This window comes from Salirhabdus euzebyi (assembly GCF_014207435.1).
Classification (GTDB): Bacteria; Bacillota; Bacilli; order Bacillales; family Alkalibacillaceae; genus Salirhabdus; species Salirhabdus euzebyi.
In genome coordinates this window covers 111,990-128,897 of the sequence record NZ_JACHGH010000002.1, presented here as the reverse complement: position 1 = coordinate 128,897, position 16,908 = coordinate 111,990, and the positions used below count along the sequence as shown (strand labels likewise).

Sequence of the window (16,908 nt, the reverse complement as noted above, 5' to 3'; positions counted from 1 at the left end):
TTCCCTATTTCATACTAAGACAAACAACTAATTGAATACACGTAAGTAACCCCTAGATTTGGAGGTGCGTAATTATGCTTAAAATGATTGATTGGAAATCTTTGTCCTTTATGACAATAACATTAATCCAGGAATATTGGTTTTTTTCACGAATCCCCAAAATATATTATTGGGATTTGAAAAAAAACAAATAATTGATCATCAAAAAAAGCACCTATAAAGGTACTTTTTTGCTAACTTAGAAAAAATGATTAATTTGTTTTATATCCACATTCCCACCGGAAATTACTGCAACAATATTTTTATTTTCTACTCCTAATTTATGAAACATCGCAGCAGCAATCGTTGTTGCACTTGAAGGTTCAATTAATTGCTTCATTCTTTCTAAAACAAACTGAAAGGCATGTTTTATTTCTTCCTCAGATACTAAGATTAAATCATCCAAATACTTCAACAACACTGGGAAGGTTAAATCCCCGGGTTGAGAGGTACGTAAACCGTCAGCAATAGTAGGTGCATCATGGATAGAGGTAATCTTACCAGCTTGTAATGATAAAAAAGTATCATTGGCTACTTCAGGTTCCACACCAATAACCTTTATACTCGGTTTCGTTTCCTTAATAGCTGTTAAAATCCCGGAAAGAAGTCCGCCACCACCAATAGGGACGATGATGATATCAGCTGATTCTATTTGATCTATTATTTCTAGACCAACTGTTCCTTGACCGGCCATAATAAACGGATCATCATATGGAGGAATAAAAATACCATTTTCTTTTTTCGCAATTTCTTTTGCTCTAGGTAACCTTTCAGCAGAAGTCGTTCCACACTTTTCAATCAGGCCTCCGTAAGATTCAATTGCGTTTAATTTTGATAATACAGCATCCTCAGGAACAACAATTTTTGAAGGAACACCTAATTTATTGGCTATATAGGCTACCGCCTGTCCGTGGTTACCTGAGGATGCGGCAGTAATATATTTTGCTCCTTCTTCAACAGCTTGTTTCACTTTATTTGTTGCCCCACGAATTTTAAAAGATCCAGTTTTTTGGACATGCTCCCCTTTTAAAAAGATGTTATTTTTACTTATTTTGTTTAATTGCTCAGAAGTATACATAGGTGTTTTTATTACTGTATCCATAATGTTATTTCTTGCATCATGTATTCGGTTTAGTGTAACCATACAAACACACCTTTCTTTTAATGATATCTTGTCTTTCTTTGGTTACTTTTGTGACATTTCCACACAATAAGGAAAAGGAGTGAAAGCATTTGCCTAAAAAAAATCCCAAAAGTGAAATCGAAACGAACGCACCTAAAAGAAGTGAGTTAAGTGTTCAACCAACTGTTGACGTTCTCTCAGATTATCAAGAAACTTTCCCAGGTGATTCAGTTGAAGAACATAAGCGAATGGAGTCTGCAAACAAGCAGCTTGGTGCCGATGAAGTAAAACAACAATATAACAATTTATAGGCTGTATGTAACATAAATCCCGTCCAAACTAGGACGGGATTTATGTTTAATCACTATGATGTGGCAAAAGAATATGAAAGGTTGTACCTTTATTTAACTCGCTTTCAACATACACTTTTCCATTATGACTATCAATTATTTTGAAGCTAATCATTAATCCTAAACCATTCCCAGTTTCTTTAGTTGTGAAAAATGGTTCTCCGATTTTTTTCAACTTTTCTTCTGGAATTCCAACGCCAGTATCAGCTATTGACAAATGAACTTGTTGGTCTTCTAAGAAAGCAGAGACGTTGATTGTACCACCATTCGGCATTGCTTCTACTGCGTTCTTAATAAAATTCAGCAACACTTGCTTCATTCTATTTTCATCGATTACGACCTTCATTAGCGCTTCCCTGTACTCAAAGTTAATATTAATTTTTTGTTTTTTCGCTTCAAATTCCAAAAGTGACAATACGTTTTTCATAACCGGAACTATATTTTTCACTTCCATTAATTCTGGCTTCGGTTTTGCTAGTACCATGAAATCCTCTACAATTGAGTCTACTCGTTCTATTTCATCTAATATAATATCTAAATATTCTCTTCTAGCCTCATCTTTTTCATCTAACGTTAAAAACTCTGCATAGCCCTTCATGGATGTTAATGGATTACGTATTTCATGTGCAACCCCTGCTGCTAACTGACCAATTGCGGCCAATTTATCCTGACGATTGATTATTTCTTCCGTTCTCTTTCTCTCGGTAATATCATTTCGAATGGCTAAATATTGATAAGGTTTCCCTTCCTCATTCATAAAAGGAACGATTGTCGTGTCCAGCCAATAAAAAGTGCCATCTTTTGCTTTGTTTCGTAACTCGCCTTTCCAAATGGCACCTGATGCAATTGTTCGCCATAAAACTTGGAAAAACTCCCTAGTATGGTAACCTGAATTTAACAGCCTATGGTCCTGTCCAATCAGTTCATCTCGAGAATACTTAGATATTTCACAGAACTTATCATTTACACTCGTAATTCTTCCCCTTTGGTCAGTTATGGCGACAATGGAAGAATGATCTAATGCAAACTTGACATCTTCTAGCTCTTTCAGCGTTTGTTTTAAGTTTTCTTCCGCAAGCTTTCGGTTTGTAATATCCGTTCGTATAGACACATATTGATAAGGCTTACCTTTCTTATTTAAAAACGGGACAATTGTTGTATTTACCCAATATATCGTCCCATCTTTTGCACGATTCCTTATTTCCCCTTTCCAAACATGGCCTTGTCCAATTGTACGCCACAACTCTTTAAAAAATTCTTTTGAATGATATCCAGAATTTAATATTCGATGATTTTGTCCAATTAATTCTGATTCCTCATGTTTTGAAATCTCGACAAATTTTTCATTTACATATGTGATGATTCCTCGAGGATCTGTGATAGCAACAATAGAGGAAGCATCCAAAGCTGCAGAAATATCTTTTAAATTTGAATCACTCTTTTCTAATCGCTTATTCACAAGCGTACTAGATATAATTAAGCCAGTTAAGATTATAATGGAAACAAATAAAGCAATGTAAAAAAGTAGCGAATGATGAAAGTCATCCTGTGTTTGACCGATCACAGAAGAAGGATAAAGTGCTGATGTTTTTGTTAGCAAAAAATAACCTTCTGTTATGCCACCGGTTATTATTAAGCTTGATAAAGGGCGAAACCATCCTTGCCTATTTGTTGAAAGGTTTTTTGAATATAAAATCCATAATGGCATATAAAAAGAAATAGCAATTAATAGGCAGGAAATTATTAGGATAATCGGACTTAGACTAAGACCAAAATTAAGTGTGTAAATTCCTAATACATATATACAGAAAACAGCCAAAGTGAAAAACAGACTGCTTATTATTAGTTGGAATGTTGTAACTTTTTCTCTTATTAAGTTATAGAAGGCAATTCCAGTAAATGTTAGCCCTATTAAAATCGACAATATAGCAAGAGGGATATTATAGGATGTAAGTCCTTCTGTGTGTTGGGAATAGATCATTAAAAAATTTAATATCCATATTCCGATAGACATGGAAAATACGGCACCAAGGAATAAGAAGCGGTTATTTCGTTCAGATGATTTCATTAACGTAAACAAGTCCACCGAGGTGTACGTAGCCATAAAGATTAAAATTATACCTATAAATAAAAGGATTGGATCTGAAGTGAGTGAAATATTTTCCAACTTTACCTTCCTTTCAAAATAAAAACGTATCTCTATTATTCTACTGGATGAAAAGGACATAGAAAAGATAAATTACATAAAAAAGGACTATTAATGAAAATAGTCCTTTTAGATATGATATAAATAAAGTCTGATAATAGCAAATCTAGTTTTGGTATGCCGTTGGAAAAATAATTTTAAACGAAGTCCCTTTCCCCTGCTCACTTCGAAAAATTACATTCCCACCCATTCTTTTAATAATTTCAAAGGTAACACTTAATCCTAGTCCAGTTCCGTTAGGCTTCGTTGAGAAATATGGATTCCCAATGTTTTCTAACTCTTTTTCCGACATCCCTCTTCCACTGTCTGTTATCGTTATCTCTACTTTCTTTTCTTTATGGGATGCAGAAATCTTTAATTTCCCACCATCCTCCATTGCTTCAATACCGTTCTTCATTATATTTAGCATCACTTGCTGAACTTCATATTTAAATCCATATATTTTTAATGGTTTATCTATCGATGTTACAATGGCTACCTTGGTAGAAGTAGCATATGGCTTCATAATCATCGATATGTCTTCAATTGTTTGGGCTATATCAATCACTTCATACTTTCCTTGCTTCGGTTTAGATAATGACAGAAACTCACTAAGTATATATTCGGCTCTGTTTAATTCATCTATTGCTATTTCGATGTATGTTTTCTCTTTATTTTGTAAACGATTACTCTCCCTTAGCAATTGTAAAAAACCTCTGACGGTTGTTAATGGATTCCGTACTTCGTGTGTAACCGAAGCAGCTATCTGGCTAACGGCATTTATTTTTTCTATGTTTTGCAGTTCCCGTTTCATTTTTGCTTGCTTATCCATATTTTCAATAATATAAACAACAAACATTAGGGTGATCCATGTGATAGTAGAGAGATATATTTGAAAGATTAATTGATCTATGTTGTTCGATAAATACAAATAGTAACAACGAGAAGTAGCGAGTAACATATAAAAACCACTTAGGAGCAACACTTTACGACCATGTGAAGAATGATTGTAAAGTCTTTTTAACAACAGCAATAAGATTGCTGCAATTGAATAATTAACCACGTTCATTAAAATTCCGGTTGGATCTATATAGGTAGAGTAAGCGATCGTTATCAGCACAACAGAAATGCCAGATAAAATGGGAGCATATAAAAATGTAATGATTACCGGAATGATATGTAAATCATAATCAAAATCGTTTATGTGTGGCGCCGGAAAGCTCATTGTCACAATTAAGCTGCACACCAAAACAAAAAAGAATTTTGAAAAGGTTTTGTTCCTTCTCGTAACATCCTCTTCGCGTAAAAATAACTGATAAAATAATAAAGGTAATAAGACGAATACAACATTATTTAACAAATAGTTAATTGAATCTCCCAATTGGCATCCCCACTTACTTTTTACAAGTACTTACGTAGTTAAGTATATATTAAAGGTTAAAGTGCGGGGTGTAAATATTTACAATAAAAGATATTTTTTGCATTTATTGGGAAATTATTTCGAAATAAGAAAATTGGTTCGAAATATTTTAAGAAGTCAGTACGTAAAAACTATAGAAATTTTCTTTTCTAAAAGAAGATTTTATTCGAAGGAAAACTAATCCATTAGTGAATATTTTCTAGAACAAAAGCGCAAGCGCCTTGCTCAGCCTAAGGCAGGCATAAGACAAGACCTGCCGTGGAGGTTTTTGCCACAGAAGGGATTGACTTATGTCCCGAGGGGGTAGGTGCTGGAGCTAGACGTGGCTCCCCCGTGCAACTAACTTATCCACAAGTCCGAAATTTTATAATTTCCTAAGCAATAAAAAAAAGGTTAACAATAATTGTTAACCTCTTTCAAAATTTTTAATATAAAGCTTTTTGTGCTTTCTCTACTTCACTGTCTTGTAAATATTCATCATACGTCATCTCTTTAGAAATAATACCTTTTGGTGTTAATTCAATAATGCGATTTGCAATTGTTTGAACGAATTGATGGTCGTGAGACGTAAAGATAATGGATCCTTTAAATTTGATCAAGCCGTTGTTTAATGATGTGATAGATTCTAAATCTAAGTGGTTTGTTGGTTCATCCAATAGTAAAACGTTTGCCCCACTTAACATCATTTTGGAAAGCATACAACGAACTTTTTCTCCACCAGATAAAACGCTCGCTTTTTTCTTAGCTTCCTCACCAGAGAACAACATTCTGCCTAGAAAACCGCGTAAAAATGTTTCTGTTTGATCTTCAGGTGAATACTGTCTTAACCAATCCACAAGGTTTAAATCACTATTTTCAAAAAACTTTGAGTTATCTTTTGGAAAATAACTTTGTGACGTTGTAACTCCCCATTTGAAGGAACCGGAATCTGGTTCCATTTCGCCCATTAGGATTTTCATTAAAGTTGTGTTTCCTAATTCACTCTGACCAACTAAAGCTACTTTATCATCTCGATTAAGTGTAAAGCTTACATTGTTGAGAACTGTTTCCCCTTCAATCGTTTTCGTTAATCCTTCCACTACTAATAAATCATTCCCAATTTCGCGCTCTGGTTTGAAAGCAATGTATGGATATTTACGAGAGGAAGGTTTAATATCCTCAATTGTAATCTTTTCTAGTAATTTTTTACGAGAAGTTGCCTGTCTTGATTTAGATGCGTTTGCACTAAAACGGGCAATAAACTCTTGTAAATCTTTTACTTTTTCTTCTTTTTTCTTATTTTCTTCTTCTTGCATCTTCAAAGCTAACTGACTTGATTCATACCAGAAATCATAGTTACCAACGTAAAGTTGAATTTTACCAAAGTCAATATCTGCAATATGAGTACAAACTTTGTTTAGAAAGTGACGATCATGTGAAACAACAATAACGGTATTTTCAAAGTTAATTAGAAATTCTTCTAACCATTGAATCGCTTTAATGTCCAAGTGGTTTGTCGGCTCATCAAGTAATAAAATATCTGGTTTACCGAATAAAGCTTGAGCTAATAGTACTTTCACTTTATCAGAACCCGAAAGATCCTCCATTTTATTGTAATGCAAGCTCTCATCCACACCTAAACCAGTTAGTAGCCTTGCTGCGTCAGATTCTGCTTCCCAACCATTTAATTCTGCAAACTCACTTTCTAGCTCCGCTGCTTTCATTCCGTCCTCATCAGAAAAATCTTCTTTCATATAAATTGCATTTTTCTCCTGCATAATTTGGAATAAGCGCGCGTGTCCCATCATAACTACTTGCAACACTTCTTGGTCTTCATATTCAAAGTGGTTCTGCTTTAGAACAGCTAAGCGTTGCCCAGGTGTAATATGAACATCTCCTGTTTGGGATTCTATTTCACCTGAAAGGATTTTTAAAAACGTTGACTTACCGGCACCATTTGCACCAATTAATCCATAACAGTTACCAGGTGTAAACTTTATATTTACTTCATCAAATAATTTTCTATCACCATATCTTAAACTTACATTATTTACGTTTAGCATTTATTTTCCTCCATTAAAAAATTCACTAATAGAAATTATAACATTTTTCTATACCTAAATGATAGTTCTAAACATGAAAAAAGCCAATGGTTATCATCCATCAGCTTTTTAATCATTATGAGTTTTCTTTGCGACTACGGTTATTACGTTTTTTTCGTTGATCATTCGGGCGTTGATCTTTTCCTCTTCTATCGCGAGGCTTCCGATCATTGAACTTTCTGTCGCCGCCAGCTCTTGGCTTTCGATCGTTTGATCTTCTTCTGTTTCCATCCCCTTTTCCTTTTTTCACTCGGATTGGAGCTACAGAAGTAAGGTTTACTGGTGTTCTATCTGGTTCTTTTGTAAGTAGCTTGATTGCTGCTGATAATAATGTCACAGAATCAACTTCCTCTAACAATTGCTCAGCTACCATTTTATATTCTTTTAAATCATCCTTATTTGCTGTTGATTTCAGCTGTTCGATAGCTGACTCTTTATTCCCAGCAATTACATCACTATAAGTAGGGATAGATTTACGCTCAATTTTCTTCTTCGTAACATTTTCAATTACGCGTAAATGATCTAGTTCTCTAGGTGTCACGAATGTCACGGATAAACCTTTCTTACCAGCACGACCAGTTCGGCCAATTCGGTGAACATAGCTTTCTGGGTCTTGCGGAATATCAAAGTTATATACGTGTGTCACACCTGTAATATCAAGTCCACGAGCAGCAACATCTGTAGCTACCATAATATCGATTGTTTGCTCTTTAAAAAGTCTAATAACGTGATCTCTTTTCGACTGTGTTAAATCACCGTGAATACCTTCTGCAGAATAGCCTCTCTTTTTCAAACCTTCTGTTAGCTCATCTACACGCTTTTTCGTACGTCCAAAAACGATTGCTAGCTCAGGTGATTGAATGTCTAAAAGTCTTGTTAAAAGATCGAATTTTTGCTTCTCTTGCACATCGATATAATGTTGGTCGATATTTTTAACTGTCATTTCCTTTGATTTTGTTTTAATCATTTCTGGATCTTTCATAAACTTACGTGCTAATGCTTCAATTTTTGCAGGCATTGTTGCCGAAAATAACATCGTTTGATGCTCAGAAGTAACCGCTTCAAGGATTTCTTCAATTTCTTCAATAAAGCCCATGTTTAACATTTCATCCGCTTCATCAAGTACAACTGTATGAATATTATCTAGGCGAATGGTCTTTCTTCTCATATGGTCCATTAAACGACCAGGTGTAGCAGAAATAATTTGTGGTCTATTCTTTAAAGCTCTAATTTGGCGATTAATATCTTGACCACCATAAATAGGTAGCGTAAAGATACCTTTTTTGCCTCCAATTCGGTTTAGCTCTTCTGCAACCTGAACGGCCAACTCGCGTGTTGGAGCTAAAATAATCCCTTGAACGTTTTTATCCTTTATATCTACTTTTTCAACGAGCGGAATACCAAATGCCGTTGTCTTTCCCGTACCTGTTTGTGCTTGTCCAATTAAATCCTTTCCTGATAACCCTACTGGTATTGCTTGAGCTTGAATAGGAGTAGCCTCTTCAAAGCCCATTGACGAAATGGCACTTCTTGTTTCTTCACTTATGTCAAATTCTTTAAACGTAGTCAATATTTCTCAATCTCCTTATATCTATAATTATAATTTCATTTAGTATGTTTCCAATTTTTCAACTTAACATTCATTCCATATTTTTTGGTGAGCAACTTTCCATCATGCCAAGTAAAAATTAAGTGAGCTAATTTTTTTCCGTAGCTATTCCATACTTTAGCAATTTTAAATGAAAACGAAAGAAAAATCTAGAAAAAATAACTAAATGAGGTTAAAAACAGCTATTTGGGTTATTTAAGCTAGTTTTATTTTAACAAAAAAGTCTATGATTACAAAAAATCGAGTAGTCCGACATCTTCGGATTACTCGATTCCCTTTTTTATAGAGAGATAAACCACTAGTTTTCATTTGCCAGTTGTTGAACCTCTGTTAGTTTCCTTTTCAATTCTTCTACATCTATTTCGGTAGAAACATTATATAGTAAACCATCGAAATACTCTTCTAAAACGTTTATCATTTTCGTCTTAACCTGTTCAACTTCTTTATTCCATTGGGGTAGATAGAAGGTAATAAGCTCCCTTTTTTGATTGTCTAAATATTCTTTAACAAAAGGTTGCAAAATCTCTTTAAGTTCATCATGGAATTTATTTTTTTCATTTTGTTCAAAAAAGGATTTCGTGTTTTTAAAAATAGACAAGGCTCCATGAAAAGCCGAGAATGGAATAGAATCTAACCCGTTATGGCCCTTCTTCGTCTCAAATGAAAAATCGTCCTTTGTAGGAAAAGAAAACTGATATTTTTTCATCAAGTCATGTTTTTCTAACTCTTCCGTAAATGATTTTATATTTTTGTTCATATATTTTTCCGTTCGTAAGGAAGTTGCTTGAATTTCTTGAATTAAATCATGACTTATATATTGGATAAGTTGTTTTACCGCTCCAATTAATTCTTCTTTTCCTTTCTTGCCATTTGATTTTATATAAGCTGGGTTTATCGTTTCTTTAAACATATCAATAAAACGCAAAAATAAACGTTGTTGTATATAGTAGACGAGTTCATCTAACTCTTGTTTAACAGCAATTTCATGCCTTTCCATGTCAAAGTTTAATATAAAATCCTTCATTTTCTTGGAATCATCTTGATAAATATTTTTAACCTTCTCTTTTTCTGCCGCATTCATGGATGCGGATTTCACATGCTCCTCTAACAATTTGGCTGCTCTTTTTAGATCATGAAGTGCAGATTGAATAAATAAACCTGTTAACTCCTCATCAATAAAGTGGTAGAAATCTTCTTCAAATTTCTGAATACCTGATTTCTGGTCAAACAGTTTTTTTGACACTTTTTCTTCCATAGCCCATTTACTCGAAACAGGAAACAGTCTTGGATTTCGAATACCATACGCTAATAATTGTTCCTCGACATACGACGTGACAAGCTGTAATTCCTCATCATCCTTAGCCAAATCGGCCGCATTAATGAGGAAGAACATTTTATCTAAGCTAAATACATCCTTCACCCGACCGAGTTGGATTAAAAATTCCCTGTCGGCTCTAGAGAAAGCGTGGTTATAGTACGTTACAAATAAAATAACGTCTGCGTTTTTAATGTATTCAAACGACACATCTGTATGTCGAGCATTAACGGAATCAGCTCCCGGAGTATCAACTAATGTGATGCCGTTTTGGGTGAAATCACAATCATAAAACATTTCCATCCACTCAACAAAACAAGCTCTTTTTTCCTCTGCTATATAGCTGGATGATTCATTGATCGAAACCGTTACTTGCTTACCAATTTTCTCTTTAACATCATCATAACCGTCGATAAAAGCTTGTAAAAAGGATACATTTTTAGATTCTTGATCTTGCACGTATTCTGATACATCATTTGCATCCATCCACGTCTTTATCTCGGCCAATTTAGTAAAACCTTTTGGCAATTTCTCAGCAGCATGGTAAATATCTTCTATTAATTGTTGCTCCCCTTTTAATTGGACAACGACCGTCCCATGAGGATTTTCTTGAGAAGATGGACTAATTTTATTTATTGTTGCAGTCGTTGGATTTGGCGAAACAGGCAACACCTTTTCTCCCAATAATGCATTTGCAAATGATGATTTACCTGCACTGAACGCCCCAAATAAAGCAACGGTAAAATGACGGTTATCCATTCGATTCCGCTTTTCAATTAGGTCTTGTTTAATCGTCTGAAATCCTCTCACGTCTGCCAACGTAGACGCAGATTTTTCTAAGCGATTGATGATATCATCGACAGAGAATGAAGTATCCACATCGATTATGTCCTTCTGGGAAGAAACAGCATATTCCTGCTTGGTCATGTCTTTCTTTTCTGCCTTCTTCATTACCTTCTGCTGGATACTTTTCTTTCTATCTGTTAAAGCAAGATATACTTTTTCCATTGCATGTTCAGAATGAGAATAATATCCAAATAAAATGTCTTTTAAACTGTCTATCGTGTTAGTCAAGTCCTTTTCAATTTCCTCTAGACTTCTTTGTTTACTCTCTAATTGTTCATGTAATTTCAATGTTGATTGTTCAGCTGATGCTATTACCTCTGATTGTTTTTCCATAATCGATTTCATCTGGAACCAAATTTGTAAGGCTTTTTGTTTTGTATACACTTTTATATCATTTCCAACATCATTCGTATAAACAAGAACATAATCACCAGTCACTTCAGCTCCCGTTTTTACTGTGTCCTTGAGACCGCTTTTTGGATAGTCCACGGTAAACTGTTGAATTTCCTGAAGGAGATTTGGTTCGACAACATCAAACCGCTTCGCCAATTTGACAAATAAATCCCGAATGTGCCATTCCAACTGTGATGTAACTGTCTTCATTAAATCATTGTAAAATTCATTTAATCGTTTTTCTTGTTCCTGTTCTGTCTTTTTCTTCGCAAACAATAAACCCATCTTAAAACCAGGCTGCATCGATTCTAGGAACGCTTTTGCTTTTTCTCTATTCTCAAAAGGCATTAAATAAGCACTTTTAAAAATACTATCCAATTCTTTTTTAAATGTTTGTTCTGCTTCCTTCGGGAATTCAGTGACAGTCTTAATCTTATCTTCAACTGACCCTTTACTTGATGCCAGCTCACCTAACCTCGTTCTTAAATGGTTCATGTCTTCTTTTAAATCTTCTATTTCCGCTTCTTTTTCTTCCCTTAACTGCTTACTAAGTTCATCTAGAATTACGAGACAGGATTGGCTTATTGTTTGTTCGATAATCTCCTCTTTCTCTTGTGTAAGCTGAAGGAATAGTTTTTGCAATTCTTCAAATTGGTTGAACGCATGTTTTGTTTCTATGAGTGTCGTATAATAAATACCTAACGGGTCAATTTTCCAGCTTTTTAATGCATGGCGAATACTTTCTTGATAAGCATGAAAAGGAATTTCCTCCTCTTGATGTTTATCAATCTGATTAATAACAATATATACCCGTTTTCCCCGCTTTTGCATTTCCCTTAAAAAGGAGAGATTTACTTCTGATTGGACGTGGTTATAATCCATTACATAAAACAAAACATCCACCACATGTAGACCTGATTCTGTAATGACACGGTCTGCGTCATTTGATGAATCAATTCCTGGGGTATCCATGATGGTCACATGTTTGGGTAGAACGCTCATTTGTTTACTGATTTCTATCTTAGTGATAGATTCACCATCTTTACATAAAGCTTTAATGGTATCTAGATCGTAAGGTTCTTTATATTCCACAGGAGGGTTATGCGTGTAGAAAACCCGAGCATAACCATTTCCTGATTTGACTTTTACTAAATTCGCACTTGTTGGAATTGGGCTAGAAGGTAAAATATTTTCTCCAATAATGTTATTGATCATCGTTGATTTCCCTGCCGAAAAATGCCCAGCAAAACCGATGACTAACTCTTCCTTTTCTCGTTTATCAATAAGATCCAAAACTTTTTCTGCTTGGATTTGGTTTTTACCTTCAAGCGCTTCAAACAAACGTGCTAAATTTTGTTTGTTTTGAGTTTTTTCTGTCACGCTATAACTTTTCATTTTGTAACCCCTTTGTGTTTGTCACATCCATAGTTATTTTACTGAAATTTTCATGAATTTTACAGTATGTTGCTAAAAATAGATGAAAAGTTATGAGAAGTCTACTTCAAATATCTTGATAAGCCAGTAATCCGTAACTACTTTTTGCTTGTTTTATTGCCGCAAGTACTGCCTTTTCCATTACAGTAACAGCAAGTTGACCTACCACATTGAGTTCTATGTCTACTTCATTTGTACTCATGGTAAATACGGTATCTCCGTCCACTAATGTATGAGATGGACGCATCGTTCTCGCATATCCGTCATGAGCAATCGATGCTATTTTATTCGCTTGTGCTTTCGTTAGTGAGGCATTTGTTAGGATGGTTCCAATTGTCGTATTCCCTTGAAATCGATTTGTTTTTTCCTTTTGATTATATTGCTTTAAGAGCTGTTTTTCTGATCCAAGTAAAGCTTGTGCCTGCCGGTCATACACACCAGCTATTATTTGACCATTACTAGGGTCTATGACGTCACCAAAACAATTAACGGCTACAACTGCACCTATTTTGAATTCCCCAATCTGAACTGCATAAGTTCCGAGCCCACCCTTCATGGCAAATTCTGGACCTAAGCATTTTCCTATTGTTGCTCCTGTACCCGCTCCAATGTTACCGTTCTTATCTTCTTTTTGTTCAAGAGCATTCAAGCAAGCATCATACCCCATTTGATGATTTGGGCGAACGGTAGGGTCTCCAGGAAAAAGATCAAATAATATAGCTCCTGCAACTATTGGTACTTTGGCTACTTGTACATCAAATCCAACGCCTTTTTGTTCCAGAAACTCCATCATCCCACCACCAACATTCAGTCCGTAAGCACTTCCACCTGATAAAAAGAGTCCATGAACATGCTCAACCAAGTTGCGAGGATCTAATAAATCTGTTTCTCTTGTTCCCGGAGAGCCACCTCTTACATCAACTCCCGCAATAGCTCCTTTTTCACAAATCACGACTGTACAACCAGTAGCTGCTTCTTCATCTTGACTATGACCAATTTTGAATCCATTTATGTCTTGAACAGAAATTACTTTCAACAACAACACTCCTTTAACCTTACTCATCTAAACGACGTTTTTTTACTAACATTCGTTACGAATGAGGTTGTCTCCTTCATTTGTTATACTTGTAATAGAGAAATAAAGATGGAGGTATTTAAATGAAAAATGTCCATTTGATTGTTTTTGGTAGAGTACAAGGAGTTGGATTTCGTCATTACACAAAACTGAAAGCAGATGAAATGGGGATAAAAGGATGGGTTCAAAATAAATTAGATGGTACGGTGGAAATAGAGGCAGAAGGCAAAGAGGAAGCAGTCAAGCTGTTTACCGAAGAAATAAAAAAAGGTCCACGACCCTTTGCTAAGGTAAAGCATGTGGAAATTAGTTCATTTTCAGATGATAGGAAAGGTTTTAATGATTTCAAAGTAAAGTTATAAGCATATGGGAGTACTTGCCTTAAACTCTTTTCATACGTAAGGGGCTGTTTCTAAGTGAAACAGCCCCTTGTTATGTCCTTATGATTGAAAGAACTCTTTATTTATTTGAATGTATTCTCTTTCCTCATCAGGTACATCGTCTTCATGATAAATCGCTTCTACCGGACAAACAGCTTCACAAGCACCACAGTCAATGCAAATGTCAGGGTCAATATAGAACATATCCTTACCTTCTTCTATGCATTCCACCGGGCAAACTTCTACACATTCTCCTGCTTTTTCTTCTTTACAAGGTGATGTAATTACGAATGCCAAAATAAGCCCTCCTTTATTAGGTAGTCTACTCTTTATTATACTATTATACGTTTACTAGTAAAAATCCTCTTTTTTTAAAATATTTTTTTCGGAATAATTTATTGCTTTTTTCATAAATATTCTCCTAGTCCTTATCATATATTGGTTCAGAGTATGATCAAACTGGAGGTATTTGATGAATATAACGGTACAATCAGGTGATAATTTTTGGATATATAGTCAAACTTTCCAACTACCTCTTCAATTTATTATCGATTCCAATCCAAATATTAGCCCTACCCAATTAGACACTGGAGCTACAGTGAGAATTCCTGGATTTGTCACGGAAACTTATACTGTTCAAGCCGGTGATACACTATGGTCTATTGCTCAACAACAAAATATCCCTTTTCAATCATTATCATTCGTAAATAGAGAAAAAAATACATCTCAACTTAATGTAGGTGAAACGATAACGTTACCAAGAAGAGTAACTTGGCGTGTTGTAAATGGGAAACAAGCATATACGTATGAAGATTTTATCCAAAACATGCGACAACTTAAATATATTTATCCATTTATGAGTACGTTTGAAATAGGCAAGTCGGTCATGAACAAACCAATTCCCGAACTCGTTATTGGAAAAGGGACAAAAAAAGTACATGTAAATGGATCTTTCCATGCGAATGAATGGATCACTACTCCTATTATTATGACCTTTTTGAACGATTATTTACTCGCTTTGACAAATCAACAACCAATTCGCGGTTTAAATATGAACCCTTATTACGAAGAAGTTTTACTTTCGGTAGTACCAATGGTCAATCCAGATGGTGTTAACTTAGTGATTGAAGGTCCCCCAGAAGAAGAAGCATATCGACAACAGGTTTTAAACATTAACAATGGTAGTACAGATTTCTCTAATTGGAAGGCTAATATTCGTGGTGTAGATTTAAATAATCAATATCCTGCAAAATGGGAAATTGAAGCAGAACGTAAGGAACAACAACCTGCACCAAGAGATTATCCTGGTGAGCAACCATTAACAGAACCAGAAGCGATTGCAATAGCGGAGTTAACAGGAAATCGTGGATTCAATCGGGCACTTGCTTTCCATACTCAAGGAGAGGTGATTTATTGGGGATTTGAAAATTTAGCACCTCCAGAAGCAGAAACAATAGTAAATGAGTTTACTCGGGTTAGTGGATACGCCCCTATTCAAACAGTTGATAGTTATGCCGGCTATAAAGATTGGTTTATTCAGAAATGGAGAAGACCAGGGTTTACGATCGAGCTGGGGCAAGGAGTTAATCCATTACCGTTAGCACAATTTGATGAAATTTATCAAGAAAGTTTAGGCATATTTTTAGCGAGCCTTTATTTATAAAGATGTTTACTAAAAGATTGGTGATTTTTCAAAAAGATAGCGGGATAGCTTTTATTTCTGAACATAAGCTACCTCGAATTTTCAATAAATAGCAACAACCTATGTAAGAAGAGCCTTAATAAAAAATTATACGAAGGTATAATATCAATTTTTTTTGTAGTGTAATAAAATATCTCCCAGGAAGGTGGTGAAAATGTAATGGGGATTCGTTTAATAAAAATATCTGCTGTTTATTTCTTACTTGGTGTAAGTGTTGGATATTATATGTCTACTGCACATATGTATAATCTAACCGGGGTTCATGCTCATCTTAATTTACTTGGATGGACTGCTTTAACACTTATTGGACTTATATATGTTGTATTTCCTGAACTTACAAACAATATTTCAGCAAAAATTCACTTTTGGTTACATAACATAGGACTACCAGTCATGATGGTAGCCTTATTCATCATGCTGCAAACAGGTAATATGGATAGTACTCCTTTAATAGCTGGTACAGCAACTGGAGCAACACTTGTACTTGTTGGTGTTTTGTTTTTTGTCTATAATATATTGTTTAATTTAAAAGGAAAAACGAAGTAAAGAAAAAGAAGGATGCGTGACCATCACACATCCTTCTTCCTTTCTAAAAATTCTAGTCGATTTCCGAATGGATCCTTTGCGTAAAACCGTGTGTAACCTGGTAAACGATTATCCTTTTCTACAGCAACATGATGAGTTGCTAAATACTCATATAATTCTTCAATTTGCTCAATGTAGAATGCAGGATGTGCTTTTTTAGCAGCTAAAAAAGCACTTTCTACTCCGATATGTATTTCTTGGTTTCCGCATTGAAACCAAACCCCACCATTTTTCTTTAATCCATCTGGCTTTTCCACTTCTTTTAATCCTAACAGGCCTGTAAAAAACTTTCTCGCTTCTTCCTCACAGCCTTCAGGTGCAGCAAGTTGGATGTGGTCAATCCCTTTTACATGAAACACGTTACTTCCTCT

13 protein-coding genes are annotated in these 16,908 nt (G+C 35.0%); 4 read left to right on the top strand and 9 right to left on the bottom strand.

From position 1 onward, the window contains the following. Positions 1-238: 238 nt before the first annotated feature. Positions 239-1,183, bottom strand: a complete 945-nt coding sequence (locus tag HNQ94_RS03700) for a threonine ammonia-lyase (protein ID WP_174495019.1) — start codon at positions 1,181-1,183, stop codon at positions 239-241. 89 nt (positions 1,184-1,272) lie between these two features. On the opposite strand from HNQ94_RS03700, the gene HNQ94_RS03695 reads away from it, so the two are divergent. Continuing rightward, complete coding sequence (locus HNQ94_RS03695) at positions 1,273-1,473, top strand: hypothetical protein (protein ID WP_174495020.1); 201 nt, start codon at positions 1,273-1,275, stop codon at positions 1,471-1,473. A 46-nt stretch (positions 1,474-1,519) separates the two neighbouring features. Here HNQ94_RS03695 and HNQ94_RS03690 read toward each other — a convergent pair whose 3' ends face one another. The 6 genes from HNQ94_RS03690 to HNQ94_RS03665 form a co-directional block, all read right to left on the bottom strand. Next, positions 1,520-3,616, bottom strand: a complete 2,097-nt coding sequence (locus tag HNQ94_RS03690) for a PAS domain S-box protein (RefSeq protein ID WP_174495167.1) — start codon at positions 3,614-3,616, stop codon at positions 1,520-1,522. A 208-nt stretch (positions 3,617-3,824) separates the two neighbouring features. Then, positions 3,825-5,078: an ATP-binding protein gene (locus tag HNQ94_RS03685; RefSeq protein WP_174495021.1), complete on the bottom strand. Its 1,254-nt coding sequence runs from the start codon at positions 5,076-5,078 to the stop codon at positions 3,825-3,827. A gap of 464 nt (positions 5,079-5,542) precedes the next feature. Then, positions 5,543-7,159: an ABC-F family ATP-binding cassette domain-containing protein gene (locus HNQ94_RS03680; RefSeq protein WP_174495022.1), complete on the bottom strand. Its 1,617-nt coding sequence runs from the start codon at positions 7,157-7,159 to the stop codon at positions 5,543-5,545. A 115-nt stretch (positions 7,160-7,274) separates the two neighbouring features. After that, complete coding sequence (gene cshA / locus HNQ94_RS03675; RefSeq protein ID WP_376697727.1) at positions 7,275-8,768, bottom strand: degradosome RNA helicase CshA; 1,494 nt, start codon at positions 8,766-8,768, stop codon at positions 7,275-7,277. A 337-nt stretch (positions 8,769-9,105) separates the two neighbouring features. Then, positions 9,106-12,756 (bottom strand): dynamin family protein, encoded by a 3,651-nt coding sequence (locus tag HNQ94_RS03670; RefSeq protein WP_174495023.1) that lies wholly within the window; start codon positions 12,754-12,756, stop codon positions 9,106-9,108. 106 nt (positions 12,757-12,862) lie between these two features. After that, complete coding sequence (locus HNQ94_RS03665) at positions 12,863-13,840, bottom strand: P1 family peptidase (RefSeq protein ID WP_311771617.1); 978 nt, start codon at positions 13,838-13,840, stop codon at positions 12,863-12,865. A 113-nt stretch (positions 13,841-13,953) separates the two neighbouring features. On the opposite strand from HNQ94_RS03665, the gene HNQ94_RS03660 reads away from it, so the two are divergent. Then, entirely contained in the window at positions 13,954-14,232 is a 279-nt protein-coding gene (locus tag HNQ94_RS03660) for an acylphosphatase (protein ID WP_174495025.1), read from the top strand. A gap of 78 nt (positions 14,233-14,310) precedes the next feature. Here the strand turns inward: HNQ94_RS03660 and HNQ94_RS03655 are convergent, their stop codons facing one another. Continuing rightward, complete coding sequence (locus tag HNQ94_RS03655) at positions 14,311-14,547, bottom strand: ferredoxin family protein (RefSeq protein WP_174495026.1); 237 nt, start codon at positions 14,545-14,547, stop codon at positions 14,311-14,313. A gap of 175 nt (positions 14,548-14,722) precedes the next feature. Between HNQ94_RS03655 and HNQ94_RS03650 the strand changes: the two genes are divergently transcribed. Both HNQ94_RS03650 and HNQ94_RS03645 read left to right on the top strand, forming a co-directional pair. Beyond that, positions 14,723-15,913, top strand: coding sequence for a M14 family metallopeptidase (locus tag HNQ94_RS03650; protein ID WP_174495027.1), 1,191 nt, complete (start codon positions 14,723-14,725; stop codon positions 15,911-15,913). A gap of 198 nt (positions 15,914-16,111) precedes the next feature. Next, complete coding sequence (locus tag HNQ94_RS03645; RefSeq protein ID WP_174495028.1) at positions 16,112-16,498, top strand: cytochrome-c oxidase; 387 nt, start codon at positions 16,112-16,114, stop codon at positions 16,496-16,498. A 23-nt stretch (positions 16,499-16,521) separates the two neighbouring features. Here the strand turns inward: HNQ94_RS03645 and HNQ94_RS03640 are convergent, their stop codons facing one another. Beyond that, positions 16,522-16,896, bottom strand: a complete 375-nt coding sequence (locus HNQ94_RS03640; protein ID WP_174495029.1) for a VOC family protein — start codon at positions 16,894-16,896, stop codon at positions 16,522-16,524. Positions 16,897-16,908: the final 12 nt, after the last annotated feature.